The organism is Lacrimispora sp. (genome assembly GCF_047605665.1).
Lineage (GTDB): Bacteria > Bacillota > Clostridia > Lachnospirales > Lachnospiraceae > Lacrimispora.
Window position 1 is genome coordinate 206,247 of the sequence record NZ_JASGFH010000005.1, and the last position, 14,123, is coordinate 220,369.

Genomic DNA, 14,123 nt, shown 5'->3' on the forward strand with positions numbered 1-14,123 from the left:
TTAATGACTGCCTAGAACGTTAAAATTCCCGTCAAACCTCCAATGATTCCGATCACAATAATCAAAATAATAATTTTTATAGATGACCAGCGTTTCTTGAGCAGGGTATATACACCCATGGTTGCACCCAGGGGCAGGATATTCGGCATCACCACATCAAAAAAGTTTTTCTGGAAATTAAATACAGAGGTCGAACTAACTACTTCAATGCCGCATATGCATTTTACATAATTTACGATAAGTCCGCCCATAACCATACAGCCCATTACCGACGCACCCTTTAACAACTTCTTCAAAGTGCCTTTTTCGAGGAAATCTATAATCGCATCACTGCCTGCCCGGTAACCGAACATAAAGTTCATATAACTGAGAACATGAGCGCCTGCAACAATCAATATTGCGTAAATAATAGAGCCCCATATATTTCCCTGGCCGGAGCGGGTAATATCAATACAAATTGCCAGAAGTATAGGAATGACAACGCCCTGCCAAATCGTATCACCGACACCGGCTAACGGTCCCATAAGAGACGTTTTGATATTGGTTATAAATTCCGGCGGAATTTCTTCTCCCATAGCCTTCTGCTCTTCCATGGCAATTGCCATGCCGAGTATACATGCACCGAATTCAATATGAACATTAAAGAATTCAATTTCACGTTTCATCACTTCTTTCCGTTTTTCCGGGTTATCCTTGTGAAAATATTTGATAATCGGGGCAAATACATGGGCTACCGCCTGTCCCATCATCCGCTCATAGTTGTAGCAGGTCTGGGGGAACGATTCCCAAATCAGCCAGGAACGCAGCAAAGCTTTTCTTGGTATTAATGTCTTTTTTTCCTCTGCCATATTAATCATCCTCCTCTGCCAGCACCGGGGCTTTTGATTCAGTAACCTGAACATAGATAATTGCCACGATCAGCGCAATTACGCCTAAAGTCATTAAGCCAAGACCTGAATAAACCGCTAAAATAAATCCCAGGAAAAAGAATACCTTTGATTCACCCTTGAATATGTACATCAGGGTAATACCGATACCAAGAGCCGGCATTAATCCGCCGATAATCTGAAACACAGTTAAAACTCTTCCGCTTAATAATGATAAGAAGCCTTCAATATAAGTTGCCCCGAAATATGCTGCCAGGGTGCAGGGAATAACCGTTATGACAAACGCAAACATCTGAGGAAACAGAACATTTGCCCTCCATATCTTGTGATACTCGCCTTTCTCAATGTATTGATCCGCCATATGTACAAATACGGAGTCAACAGTCATACGCGCATACCAGACAATGGTTCCAAGAATACCGATGGGAACTGCCAGCGCAAGTGCTGTTTCCGCATCCAGTCCGCCGACAATCGCATAAGCCGTTCCCAGAATGCCTGCCAGACCCATATCTGCCGGCATGCTGCCCCCTGCTGACATAAAGCCTAAGTAAACCAGGTTAATGGTTCCTCCAATAACCGCCCCCTGTACCGGGTCACCAAGGATAATACCTGTAACCAGACCGCAAACCAGCGGCCTTTGCAGTGACCATAACCCGACAAACGGCAGGTTACCAATTGCAAGCCAGTAGGTCACTCCCAAAAAAACAGCTTGAACTAACGTCATTGACATACTAAAACACCTCCATTATTTTCATTTATTTCACATATCCGGATGCTTCAATGATCTGCTGTTCCGGTACGAGCTGATAATACACACGAACGCCTTTTTCCATCATCTTCCTGATGGAATCCACTTCTTCCGGATTGCAGGCCACGTTTTTGATAAATGGTGTTCTCTCTTCTCTTATTCCCATCCCGCCAAGATTGACCTCTTTAATAGCCAGGCCTTTCTCCGCCATTCTTAGAAAAGTAACCGGTGTTTTTGCGAGTACCATAACCCTTTCAGTTGCAGGGCCCTCTGTCTTCATCTTTTCTCCCGCTTCCTCTACCGTGTATACATTCACTTTCACACCGGCTGGTGCTAAAACCTTTAATACCTTGCTGTTAAACTTATCAGCAGCAACACCGTCATCTGCGATAACAATCCGGTTTACACTTAAGCTTGGAGTCCAAACAGATACCACTTCACCGTGTATCAATCGATCGTCAACTCTTGCCAATACAATATTTCTCACTCTGAAACCTCCTCGTCAAAAAATTTTCCTACATCCTTAATCGTTTCCGGTGCCAGGGCAATCAGGTTCTCACAGACGGTTTCAACAGATAAGCCTCCGTTTCTGGACATGAGAGCTTCGATAAGAAGCGGTAGATTAATCCCTGTTATGTGGTGGAACTCATAATCTCTCATCAGAGAAACCACACAATTAAAGGGACTGCCGTGGAACAAGTCTGTCATGAAAAGAATACTGTCACCTTCTGACACTTTAAGTTCCTCTTCCAGTTTTTGGATTAAATCCGAGGGGCCCTCCTCCGGAAACAATCCAAAAGCTACCAGCTTTTCCTGGGGACCTAAAACCATTTGAACACTATCCAATAACCCCTTGGAGTAGCTTCCATGTGAAACTAAAATAATTTTCATATACAAACCTCCGCCTATATATTTTAGAATGCAGTTCAGTTGCAACTTTAAACAGAGTATATCACAGCCAACTGTTCATTTGAGATAACTTTTTGCGTAATAAGCACGCATTTTTATTGATTTTATATTTTCCCGATTGCATAGTAACCCCGGAAATAAGTGATCTTCACCATAAATCCGCCTTGATATAATGAAATTATTCATCCATCAACCAATTTAAATTCAAGGAGGTAACGAAATGAAGATTGTAAATGGCTTTGATTTAATGGATTATGCAGTGAAACACAACTACCTGCTGCCCTCTTTCAACACCACAAATCTGGAAATGACGTACGCAATTGCCAAGGGGCTCAATGCAGTAAATTTGCCGGGTTACATACAGATTTCTTCCAACAACTTAAGACTTTCCAGCCCTGAAGCGATCGTCGCTCTGACAAAAGATGCTCTAAAGGACTCCGATGTACCGATTTCATTGCATCTGGATCATGGCAAATCTTATGAAGATGTAAAAAGGTGTGTAGATGCCGGCTTTACTTCTGTTATGATCGATGCTTCCCATCTCCCATATGAAGAGAATATTGCCGCAACAAAAAAAGCCGTTGACTACTGCCATTTTTATGGCGTACCTGTAGAAGCGGAATTAGGTGCTTTAAAGGGAAAAGAAGAAGATATTGTCAATGAAGCAGACTGCAAAACTGACCCCAAGCTGGTTGCTGACTTCATAGAGCGCACCGGGTGTGATTTGCTTGCTGTATCCATAGGAAATGTCCACGGCCTGGACATGGAACCCAAAATAGACATTCCGCTGTTAAAAGAACTCTCTGCTGTCTGCAAAGTTCCCCTGGTTATGCACGGAGGGTCCGGCGTACCATTTGAAATCATTCGTGAAACGAAAAATTATGGAATGTTGAAAATCAACTATGGCTCCGATTTAAGAAAGGCGTTTATAACCACATTCGGCAAAGCATATGTGCAAAATAATAATGCTGCCAGCGTGATTGAGCTCAGTCTGGAGTCCGTTGAAAATGTGAGCCAAACAGCGCAGAGTATCACAAAAATAATCAATCAGCAGTAAAAACAGCGGAACTTAAGCTATATGAATAAACCACGGCAGTAAAATGAGGTGGGGAGAGAATTAAATCATTCTCTCCCCACCTCATTTTAATTCAAAATACTGCCTTTTAGCGAATTTCTCACAAGTTCCACAAATGTCTCATACTTCGGATCGGCTGCTATTTTTTTAGCAAAAAGATTATCCGCAAAAATCTTAGCAATGTAATCCCAAAGATGAAAAGCCTGCGGATTATTTCTTCCGATGCATATCAGGACCACAAGATTAACCAGATTCTTTTCCTCATCCCATTCCAAAGGAGTTCTGCTCACGGCAACAGCCGCAAATGTATCAGAGGAAACAGCGTACATCGGATGGGGAACAGCGATTCCTTCCCCAAAATAAGTACTCCCCCTATGCTCCCTTTTCATAACCTCTGAATGAAGCAGCTCCAGGCCGTCTTTTTCATCCGAATGACCGCAAAGAAGTTCCAATACACTTGATTTAGAATCACCTGCATCAACAAAGAAACGGTCTGGACTGAATATCTGGAGTATATCTTCAATATTTTTAAATCCATCCATAATCAGCTTGATATTCATATAATCATGCTTGGATGGAAAGGCATCAATTAACATGGCAATGCCTTTTTCGTACATTTTCCCCTTGTCAGTCGTTAAGAAAACGTCGTATTCATCCATCATTTCCTCTGTGATTTCAATCTCATGTTTAAAATCCAATACGGACATATTATTTGAAAACCACTTAATCAGAGTCTGCCTCAATAGTAATGTCATGCTGTTTTTCAAAGAACTGATGACTAATACCCGCTTTGTACCCGTCTTGTTGTTTACTTCCAGCAGGCAGCTATAAAAATGTATTGCTATCAGCGATGTTTCAGCCTCGGAAATCTTCCTGCCGTATCGTTCTTCCAGCAGCAGCGAAAAAAATATTCCAATGTCATATCCGAGCGGAAAGGTCTGTCTGATATAGTCCAGCATCCTGCTTTTCAACTGCATATTATATTTAATCCTTATGCTTAAAGGCACACAATGAAGAGCCAATGCGATGCGCAGATTAATATTATCGGTAAAATCTATATCAAACCGTTTTTTTATCTCCCGGAATGCATCAACGATAAATTCATCCATTTCAACAGTTATCATCGAAGGATTTTGACAGTTTGATCTCCCTTTAAGGTACAATGCATAATACTTAACTTCATACTCCGTTGGAGTTATCAAAAAGCGTTTTGCTAACCTGTCAAATAAAGCCCCGGAAATATTTAATTCGATATCTAAAGCATCGGTGATGGACAACTCATTGGGATTTATGTAAAAGCCCTGTTGAAGGCGTTTAATCATGATATTCAGCATAAGAATTGAATTTTGAATATCCGTATCAGCCATGATGTATTTGTATTTGATAAAAACATCCGTTATTATATTTTTAATTACCGCGATCTGCTTTTCATCAATATATTTCGTTCCAGCCTTTCTCGAACTGTGTGCAAGAAACATATTCTTCTCAACGATATAACGGCGTTTATTTATTTCTGAACCAAATATCATAATGCGGTTGTCGTTTCTAAGTAAATCAAGATCATACTCAGCCAATACTTCCTGAAGCTTTCTGACATCATTCAGCAGAGTAGACGTGGATATATAAAACTCATCAGCAATTTTCGAAATAGATACTGCTCTTTGCTGATTTAATAAATACATCAGTATATAATTGACTCTGCCCGAAGGATAACCTAAGGAAACGTGTGCATGCTGCTGATAAAGTGTGTTTATAAAAGCCGTAAATTCTTCTTGATTGTGAATATGCAGACAAGTTCCCTTTGGCACCACCGATTCAAGGCTGGCACACTTTTCTTTTGCCAACAGATCCTTTATAACACGAAGATCTCCCTGTACAGTCCGAACGCTCACATTCATTTTTTTAGCGAAGTATGAAGCAGTCAGGCATTCATCGGAATTCTTAAACAATTCAAGTAATATTTCTATCTGGCGCTGGTTAATCAAGATGTGCCCTCCTCATCTGTTCTTTAATATTCAGGCTATTTTTCGGCATCAAGAAACTGAATGTGCGAAAAACGGTCCCGGAATGATTGCGGCAGTTTTTGGTCAGAAACAATGCACTCAACAGATTCCAAAGTGGTGACCAAATGTTCCGACATTTTTCCAAAACGCTCAAAGGGGCAAAGGAAAACTCGCTTTTTGGCCTGTTTTAGCATAAACTTCCTCACTTCTGTCTCTTTCTCACTGACATCAGTGATCTTTCCATCTTCATTCAATGAAGAGGAAGTAAAAAACATTTGATCCACATATATATTTTTAAGCAGCTCAAGGGCATACGGCCCTGTGGTAATCACATAATCCCTGTCAGATACCAGACCTCCTGCTGCATAAGTTTTAATATGTTTAGCCGCCAATAAGTGGGCCATGTGAAGATTATTTGTATACGCTGTAATATTCCATTCCGGTTTTATTAAAAATGCAAAATTCATAGCTGTTGTGGAGCTGTCGAAAAAAACCGCAGAATCAGGCTTAATTAAAGTGATTGCTTTTCTGGCAATAATCATCTTTTCCTTTTTGCTTTCCTGTTTGCGCAGGGCAAAAGGTGCAAGTCCGGCAGACTGCGCAAGCAGCGTCACTCCCCCGCGCGAACGTCTCACATATCCTTGATTCTCTAAATTTGTCAGGTCTCTCCTTATGCTGGAAGGACTTGCATAGAGCTTAGAAGCCAGAAATTCTACCGTAGCATAATTAATCTCTTTCAGCAATTCTAATATTTCATTTTCTCTTTTAAAATTGCTCATATATGCTCCTTTTCTGATCATAAGTGATTGTTTTTCAACATTAACGCCACTTCTTGACTAAACGGATATCTTTATTTATTATAATCTCATTATCAGGAAAAGGAAAGGAAAATGTATGAACAATCAACATTTTATTTTTGATTTAGACGGCACTCTATGGGATGCAACAACTATAATTGCTACATCTTGGAATAAAACATTGAGCGCTGACGGGCGTTACACAAAAGAGATCACCTCTGATTTATTAAAAAAAGAATTTGGCAAAACAATTTCAACAATTGCTGATAATATCTTTTCAGAATTCGAAAAAAGCACCAGGGATGAACTGATTGAAAAATGCCTTCTCAGTCAGGAACGGGATTTGCAGCTTACTGCGAACCGTATCATCTATCCTCATGTGCTGGAAACACTCAGAGCTCTTAGTGAAAGAAATAATATTTATATCGTAAGCAACTGCCAATCCGGATACATCGAACTTTTTATAGACAAATATAATTTAAAAGACCTTGTAACAGATATTGAATGCTTTGGTAATACGGGAAAATGTAAAGCAGATAATATTGTCAGCTTAATGAAACGCAACAACATTAAAGACGCCTTTTATATAGGCGATACCATGGGAGACTGTGAAGCCGCAGCAAAGGCCGGTATACCTTTCATTCATGCTTCCTATGGATACGGAGAAGTAAACAGTTGTTATTTAAAAATCACTGAAATTTCACAGCTTTTGAGCTTGTCCATGAATCCGTCATTTAACTGAAAGAAGGGAAACAAACCATGGAAATCGATATGAATCAATTTTCCAAGCCGTGTTCCTGCGGTATGACGCACCATGTTCAGGTGAGAAATATTTATATTGAAGAGAATGCAACAAAATATTTACCGAAGATTTTAAAGAATTATGAATCTCCTGTTTTCATCTGTGATAAAAATACCAGGAAAGCCACAGAGCAGGCTCTTGCCCCATTCTTTGACCTATATCCGGTAATCGAATTAACAGATGACTGTATCATTGCAGATAATAACAATGTAGATACAATCAACAATCTTTTAGTAAATCAGCCTGATCTTTTAGTCGCTGTAGGCAGCGGAACGATTCATGACTTAACACGGTATGTCAGCAATCAGCTTTCCATACCGTTTCTATCTTATCCCACTGCTGCCAGTGTTGACGGTTTTTTATCGACAGGCGCCGCAATGACATGGTTTGGATTAAAGAAAACATTCCAGGCTCAGTCACCGCTCTATGTAATTGCAGATACAAACATATTCGCCAATGCCCCTTACCGGCTGACAGCATCGGGGTTTGCTGATTTATTAGGAAAATACACTGCACTGGCTGACTGGAAGATATCAGACCTGGTATCCTCTGAACCCTTTTGTCAGGAAATACATGATTTGGTTTTTGAGGCCGTAAAACAAGCTGAAAATTCTGCCGTTGCTATAAGAAACGGCAGCAAAGAAAGCCTGGAGCAGTTGATGTATGCCTTATTGCTGTCCGGCATGGCCATGCAAATGCTGGGCAATTCACGGCCAGCTTCCGGAGCAGAACATCATTTGTCTCACTTATGGGAAATGAACGTAATCAACCCGCATATCGATGCCCTGCATGGAGAAAAAGTTTCGGTGGGCCTGATCCTTTGCCTGGAAAAATATAAATCACTGCAATCCATCTTAAAGGCAAATGCATTTACGCTGCCAGATACTTATGAGTTTGAATATGATCTTTTAAAAAAATATTTCAGCCCCTCCGGACTCTATACCATGATAATTTCTGAAAACGGCGAAAATATACTGTCTCCGGTTGTCATAAGCCGTTTTCGGCAGTTTCGCGGAGAAATCGTAAAAATATTGGAAGAGCTGCCAGACTGTGAATCCGTTAAGAAGAAGCTGGAAGATGTTAAATGCCCTGTCAGCTTAGAACAAATTGGACTATCCGAAAACATTCGCATTCTTTCTTTAGAGTTAAGCCCCTATATAAAACGACGGCTGACCATGATGAGATTATCGAAGCTATTAATAGAATCATAGGCATTATGTACCGAGAAATATTTAAGTAAAAAACAGGAGGCATCCGGCTGTTCCGGCTGCCTCCTGTTGTATTTTACAGCAGTTCTTTTATTTTTTCTTCCACCATCTTCATATCCGCAGTAGGTTCAAAGCGTTCCACCACATTCCCCTGACGGTCCACCAGGAATTTGGTGAAGTTCCATTTGATGTCAGGTTCATTTTTGTAATCCGGATGGGACTTTTCTAAAATTCCTTCCAGGATAGAGGTGATCTTATGGGCCGGATCAAACCCGGCAAAGCCCTTTTGCTTAACCAGATACTGATACAGCGGGATGGCCTGGCCTCCGTTTACCTCAATCTTGGAAAACTGAGGGAAGGTCACTCCAAAGCGTCCGGTGCAGAAGGTATGAATCTCCTCGTCAGCCCCCGGCGCCTGATCTCCGAACTGGTTGCAGGGGAAATCAAGGATTTCAAGCCCCTCGTCTCTGTGGGCCTCATATATGGCCTGAAGATCCGCATACTGAGGTGTAAAACCGCATTCTGTAGCAGTATTTACGATCAGCAGCACCTTTCCGGAATAATCGGACAGATTCTTTTCACTGCCCTCCATTGTCTTTACCTTAAAATCATAAACAGACATATTCAGTACCTCCTTTATGTGTGATAAAAATTACTGTTTTTATAGGATAATCACTTGGAATCCTGGTAAAAGGCATATCCCTTTTTGGAATTATTCTTTACCCAGTACATAGCTTTATCAGAAGCGTGATACAGCTCTCCGTAGGTGACTCCATCCTTTGGTGCAACCGCAATTCCGATGCTGGCGGAAATCGTGATTTCAGGGAATTCCTCTGACTCGATGTTGCGGAAAGCCTCTATAATGGCCTTTGCGGCGTTCTCAATCCGTTCGGTATCCCATTCCTCTGGGACGAACACCACAAACTCGTCTCCTCCCATTCTGGCAACCACTCCGGTTTCACCGAAAAGCCGTTTCAAATCTCCGGCCACACAGGTCAGGGCTGTATCCCCCGCCACATGGCCGTAGGTGTCATTGATCTCCTTAAAATTGTCCAGATCAATCATGATGAACAGTCCCTTTTTCCGGGAAGCCAGCTCCTTCTCGATGAGGCGCTTTCCAAACCGGTTATACATGCCTGTCAGCAAGTCTCTCCGGGCTTCATTTTTCAGGCGTTCCTCTCTTCCAAGCTGTTCCATAATATCCTCCAGCTTTCCCACCAGACGGCAATGGCGGCCTGAAGAATCCTTTAAAATCCGAAACTGGCAGTTAAACCACCGGTATTCTCCTGACACGGACTTCAGACGGATACGGCGGTGGAGCATCTCATCCTTCCCCCAGGCCTTCCAGGCCAGTTGAATACTGCCCCGGTTCCTCCAGTCATCCGGATGAATGAGCTGGCTGCCCCGCCCCTGATTGATCACTCCGGTTATGGTGAGGTCGTCCAGCTTCAGTTTATTCCTGGCATTGGAAGTGAACTCCACAGTATCGGAAACGTAATCGTATTCAAAGAGAATTGTATCGGTGAACTGGGAAAGGACCGCATACCGCTGTTCTTCCATTTGAAGCCTCTGCTTCTGCCGGACAAAACCAAGGGCAATGGCAGTGCAGATCGTAAGCGTCAGGGTAACCAGCAGGGCACCTGTCCGAAAAAGAGAATCAAAAATCAGTTCAGACTGGATCAATACGTCAGGGGACCGGACAAAATTCACAAGATTCCACTGGTTGATTCCCAAAGGACAGGAGGATATATAGTAGACATTCTCCTGTCCTTGAAAGGAAATTGTAAAGGGCTCCTGTTTCTCAAACTTGTCTTTTATCTCCTCGGCATACTGCCCTTCAATCCCATTGGTTCCGATGGAAGAAAAGAGGTTCCCGCTGCTTTCATAAAAGCTGCTGTTTCCGTACAGGATGCTTCCGTCCGGCTTTACAATGAGAGAATGAATCCGCTTAAAAGGCGTGCTCTCCATCCGGCTGCTGATAAGGGTTTCGGCATCCACTTTCAGGAAAAAGACTCCTGTCACGTTTCCCTCTTCCCTGACCGGCTCCGCCGCAAAGAAGAACTTCTTTTCTCCCGATTCCTCTGAACCCAGTATATCAGAAATGCCTCCCATTCCCTTTAAAAGCCGTTCCTGCAATTGAGGGGCATCTTTCATGACTCCCCATTCCAGAAGCTGTGAAATCTCCTGGTAGTAGACCTGATAATCGTCATTTCTTTTGTTGAACTGATCCAGATAAACCTGAACCTTTCCATTTTGTGCTGACAGGCCGGCAGACTCTGCAGCTTCCGCCAGCCCGGACAGTATTCTGTCAATGTCTTCTGCCAGCTCGCCGATCCCATACTGCCTGGCCTCCGTATAGGAAGACAGGCTTTCGTAAATAAACCGGCTGAGCTCCTGATTCAGGCGTTTATACTGTTCCCTCAATATGGCGAAGGAACCGGCAATCAAAATAAACAGCCCAATTAAACTCAAAATCACATATGCCAGCCTGGATTTCTTTCCTTGCCTCATCTATTGATCTCCATTCTCAAGGTTAATAGCTCCAAAGGCAGGCGGTATGATTTCATTAACCTCTAAAACTCAATTCCTCTCAATTTAACATAATCCTTAATAAGCCTTGCCGTCTGTTCTAAGTCAATGCTTCCGGTATTGATGATCAGGTCATAATTATCCCAATCCTCCCAGTCATTTCCTGTGTAATAACGGTAGTACTCTTTCCGCTCCCGGTTAATCTTCTTTACCCGCCTGGAAGCCTCTTTTTCATCCAATTTGTCAACTTCCATGGTCCGTCTGATCAAAGTCTCATTGTCCGCATAGACAAATATCTTGATCAGCCCCGGACAATCCACATCGTCACGGCTCAAAATATAATCCGCACACCTGCCTGCTATGATACAGGATTCCTGGGCTGCCAGCTCCCGGATGACCTGGGACTGAAACCGGAATAAATTTTCCGGCTTTACAATGTCCGCATCCATGGAAGGCTTTCCAAGCTGTGGCTTTAAGCCGCTTACGATCTTATAAAGCAAATTGCCTCCTGCCTTTTCATCGGCAAGGCGGAAAAATACCTCCCCAACTGCGCTCTGCTCTGAGGTAATGGTCAGAATTTCCTCATCATAAAAATGAATCCCTAATTCTTCAGCAAGTGCCTTTCCCACCAGACGGCCTCCGCTGCCGTACTGACGTCCAATTGCAATGACCAGATTTTTCTTCTCGCTCATGATACTTCTCTCCTTTTTCTGCATTTTTCTGCTCATCATTTCTTATCTTTATTTTACCCCATTTGGAACAGTTTTACAATTATTATTGATTCACCAGTTCACTAAAGCAGATGGCTCCGTAAGGCCTGATGCTCATACGGTAAGCATTGCCCTTTCCCAGTGCCTTTTCTATGTAAGAAATGTATTCCCCCGTCAGTTCCTCCGGCAGCAGCGTCATGATAACGCCTGCAAATCCTCCGCCGTGGATTCTGCATGCACCCTTTCCTTTTTCCTCTAAGAATAATTCCGTCAGAGCCAGGGCAACGGAAATTCCCTGTTCCTGATAACTGGTGTTGGTAAAACAGTTTTGCAGCCATTTCCAGGAAGAATTTCCGGAAGCTGTGATGTTCTTTAAAAAGTCCTCAAACCGGTTTTCCTTTAGGGCAGCCACTTCTGCCTCCACCCTTTTATTTTCCTCAAAGAAATGAAGGGCACGAAGAACGGAACGGTCCCCTGCAAATTCCCTGACCTTGCTTAAGTTATCAATAACCTCCTGCTCGGTGATCTGGGCGCAGACCTCTTTTCCAAAAAATTCTGCAACCTTTTTCATTTCCTCCGGAACAGAAGAATAATCCGCGCTTAAATCCGCATGGCCCTTTCCTGTATTGACAATGATCAGGCTGTGTTTCTGGGAAGCGAAATCAAAATCAATCTGTTCCACCACCGGAGATGCCGGGTCCTTAAAGTCAATGGTGATCAGTCCGCCCACCGCGCAGGCCATCTGGTCCAAAAGTCCGGAAGCCTTGTCCCAGTACATATTTTCAGCATACTTTCCAATATGGGCATAAGCTACCGTATCCATGCGCCCGCCGTTAAAAAATGTATTTAAAATGGAGCATAAAAGCATCTCAAAGGAAGCGGAGGAGCTGACCCCTGCGGCGCTGATCACGCTGCTGGTCACATATGCGTTAAAGCCTCCGATCTCATAACCGGCTTCCAAAAAGCCCTTTAAAAGCCCTTTTACCAGATCAACGGTTCCTGACTTTTTATCACTTGGAGCCAGATCATCTAAATCCACGAGAAAGCTCTGATGAAAGGTTTCGCTGATGATGTTAACTTTCCTGCTGTTATTTTTTGCTGCCGCACCCACACAGTCCAGGTTGATGCTGCCTGCCAGCACCTTTCCGTGGTTGTGATCCGTATGGTTTCCGCTGATTTCCGTACGTCCGGGAGAGGAAAACAATACCACCTCTTCCTCAGGAAATTCCTTATGAAAATTTATAACAAGGTTCTGATAACGTTCTACATTTTCCTTAACAGCTTCTTCCCCATATAAAGCAGCCAGAAGGCTTAGGGATTTTTCAGATTCCAGTAAACGGATGATGTCATTTCCTTTCATGATACATGCTCCTTTTCTCTTTCTTTCATTACTGCTATAGGAAGTATATCACAAATTCTGAAGATTCCACAATATATAATATAATTTTTCATTTGACAGCCGGGACAAGGCTTTCGTATAATGAAACAATCAAAAAACAGGGAGAAAATCATGTTCTGGAACGAGAAGCCTTACCACTCTCTTGACTATGAGATGAAAAAACAATACGGACATAAGGTTTATAAGCTGGCTCTTGACGGAGGCATGACCTGCCCAAACCGGGATGGAACCTTGGGAGAGGGAGGCTGTATTTTCTGCAGCGGCGGCGGATCGGGAGAATTTGCCGAAGCCCTGTCACCGGACCGCTCTGTGGCAGAACAGCTCCAGTCCGCAAGAATGCGTGTTCAAAGCAAGATAAAGGACGAAAACTGCCGTTTTATCGCTTACTTCCAATCCTATACCAACACCTATGCCCCGGTTTCCTATTTGAAGGAATTGTTCACCGGCGTGATCAGCCAGCCTGACGTGGCAATTCTCTCCATTGCCACCCGCCCGGACTGCCTTCCTCCTGATGTCCTCCTTCTATTAAAAGAGTTAAACCGGATCAAGCCGGTCTGGGTGGAGCTGGGCTTACAGACCATCCACCAGTCCACCGCTGATTATATCCGCAGGGGCTATCCCCTTTCCGTTTTTGAGGACGCTTATAAAAATTTAAAAGAAGCCGGACTCACCGTCATCGCCCATGTCATCCTGGGCCTTCCCGGAGAAACCAGAGACATGGTCTTAGAAACCGTGGAATATCTGGCTCATCTGGGGAAACATGGCATCGATGGGATCAAGCTTCAGCTTCTTCATATTCTGGAGCACACCGATCTGGCAGAGGAATACCAAAAAGGGCTGGTTCCCGTCTATTCCCTGGAGGAATACACAGATCTGGTCATTGACTGCATCGCCCTGCTTGCGCCGGAAACAGTCGTTCACCGGATCAGCGGAGACGGCCCTAAGAACATGCTTTTAGCACCCCTATGGAGCAGCAACAAAAAACTGGTCTTAAATACCCTGTCAAAGCGTTTAAAAGAACGAGGCATCTGCCAGGGTGACAGATACCTCGTCTGA

Annotated in this window: 14 protein-coding genes; 4 read left to right on the plus strand and 10 right to left on the minus strand. The window is 43.2% G+C overall.

Annotated features, from left to right (window positions below):
* Positions 1 to 11 precede the first annotated feature (11 nt).
* Genes QM657_RS05770 through QM657_RS05785 form a run of 4 tightly spaced genes read right to left on the minus strand, consistent with a single transcriptional unit; the run spans position 12 to position 2,526 of the window.
* A complete protein-coding gene (locus tag QM657_RS05770) occupies positions 12 to 848 on the minus strand; it encodes a PTS system mannose/fructose/sorbose family transporter subunit IID (protein WP_415065625.1) in 837 nt (278 codons plus the stop codon).
* A gap of 1 nt (position 849) precedes the next feature.
* The gene (locus QM657_RS05775; protein ID WP_415065626.1) at positions 850 to 1,617 is read right to left on the minus strand and encodes a PTS mannose/fructose/sorbose/N-acetylgalactosamine transporter subunit IIC; all 768 of its coding nucleotides are present in this window, start codon (positions 1,615 to 1,617) and stop codon (positions 850 to 852) included.
* A 25-nt stretch (positions 1,618 to 1,642) separates the two neighbouring features.
* Positions 1,643 to 2,122, minus strand: a complete 480-nt coding sequence (locus tag QM657_RS05780) for a PTS sugar transporter subunit IIB (protein WP_415065627.1) — start codon at positions 2,120 to 2,122, stop codon at positions 1,643 to 1,645.
* Entirely contained in the window at positions 2,119 to 2,526 is a 408-nt protein-coding gene (locus QM657_RS05785) for a PTS sugar transporter subunit IIA (RefSeq protein ID WP_415065628.1), read from the minus strand. The genes QM657_RS05780 and QM657_RS05785 overlap by 4 nt, the downstream gene beginning before the upstream one ends.
* Positions 2,527 to 2,764: 238 nt before the next feature.
* Here QM657_RS05785 and QM657_RS05790 point away from each other — a divergent pair, with 238 nt between their 5' ends.
* Positions 2,765 to 3,601 carry a class II aldolase gene (locus tag QM657_RS05790; protein WP_415065629.1) on the plus strand — a complete coding sequence of 279 codons (837 nt, stop codon included), beginning with the start codon at positions 2,765 to 2,767 and terminating at the stop codon, positions 3,599 to 3,601.
* A gap of 86 nt (positions 3,602 to 3,687) precedes the next feature.
* On the opposite strand, the gene QM657_RS05795 is transcribed toward QM657_RS05790, so the two are convergent.
* On the minus strand, positions 3,688 to 5,604 hold the full coding sequence (locus QM657_RS05795; RefSeq protein ID WP_415065630.1) for a BglG family transcription antiterminator: 1,917 nt from the start codon (positions 5,602 to 5,604) through the stop codon (positions 3,688 to 3,690).
* A gap of 35 nt (positions 5,605 to 5,639) precedes the next feature.
* Positions 5,640 to 6,401 carry a DeoR/GlpR family DNA-binding transcription regulator gene (locus QM657_RS05800; RefSeq protein WP_415065631.1) on the minus strand — a complete coding sequence of 254 codons (762 nt, stop codon included), beginning with the start codon at positions 6,399 to 6,401 and terminating at the stop codon, positions 5,640 to 5,642.
* A gap of 115 nt (positions 6,402 to 6,516) precedes the next feature.
* Between QM657_RS05800 and QM657_RS05805 the strand changes: the two genes are divergently transcribed.
* Positions 6,517 to 7,161: an HAD family hydrolase gene (locus QM657_RS05805; RefSeq protein WP_415065632.1), complete on the plus strand. Its 645-nt coding sequence runs from the start codon at positions 6,517 to 6,519 to the stop codon at positions 7,159 to 7,161.
* 17 nt (positions 7,162 to 7,178) lie between these two features.
* Positions 7,179 to 8,432, plus strand: coding sequence for a sn-glycerol-1-phosphate dehydrogenase (locus QM657_RS05810; RefSeq protein ID WP_415065633.1), 1,254 nt, complete (start codon positions 7,179 to 7,181; stop codon positions 8,430 to 8,432).
* 73 nt (positions 8,433 to 8,505) lie between these two features.
* Here QM657_RS05810 and QM657_RS05815 read toward each other — a convergent pair whose 3' ends face one another.
* The 4 genes from QM657_RS05815 to QM657_RS05830 all read right to left on the minus strand — a co-directional run bounded on the left by QM657_RS05815 (position 8,506) and on the right by QM657_RS05830 (position 13,028).
* The gene (locus QM657_RS05815) at positions 8,506 to 9,051 is read right to left on the minus strand and encodes a glutathione peroxidase (protein ID WP_415065634.1); all 546 of its coding nucleotides are present in this window, start codon (positions 9,049 to 9,051) and stop codon (positions 8,506 to 8,508) included.
* Positions 9,052 to 9,101: 50 nt separating this feature from the next.
* Positions 9,102 to 10,940, minus strand: coding sequence for a diguanylate cyclase domain-containing protein (locus tag QM657_RS05820; protein ID WP_415065635.1), 1,839 nt, complete (start codon positions 10,938 to 10,940; stop codon positions 9,102 to 9,104).
* Positions 10,941 to 11,002: 62 nt separating this feature from the next.
* Entirely contained in the window at positions 11,003 to 11,650 is a 648-nt protein-coding gene (locus QM657_RS05825) for an AAA family ATPase (protein ID WP_415065636.1), read from the minus strand.
* A gap of 82 nt (positions 11,651 to 11,732) precedes the next feature.
* Positions 11,733 to 13,028, minus strand: coding sequence for a galactokinase (locus tag QM657_RS05830; RefSeq protein WP_415065637.1), 1,296 nt, complete (start codon positions 13,026 to 13,028; stop codon positions 11,733 to 11,735).
* A gap of 150 nt (positions 13,029 to 13,178) precedes the next feature.
* Here QM657_RS05830 and QM657_RS05835 point away from each other — a divergent pair, with 150 nt between their 5' ends.
* Positions 13,179 to 14,123 (plus strand): TIGR01212 family radical SAM protein, encoded by a 945-nt coding sequence (locus QM657_RS05835; RefSeq protein ID WP_415065678.1) that lies wholly within the window; start codon positions 13,179 to 13,181, stop codon positions 14,121 to 14,123.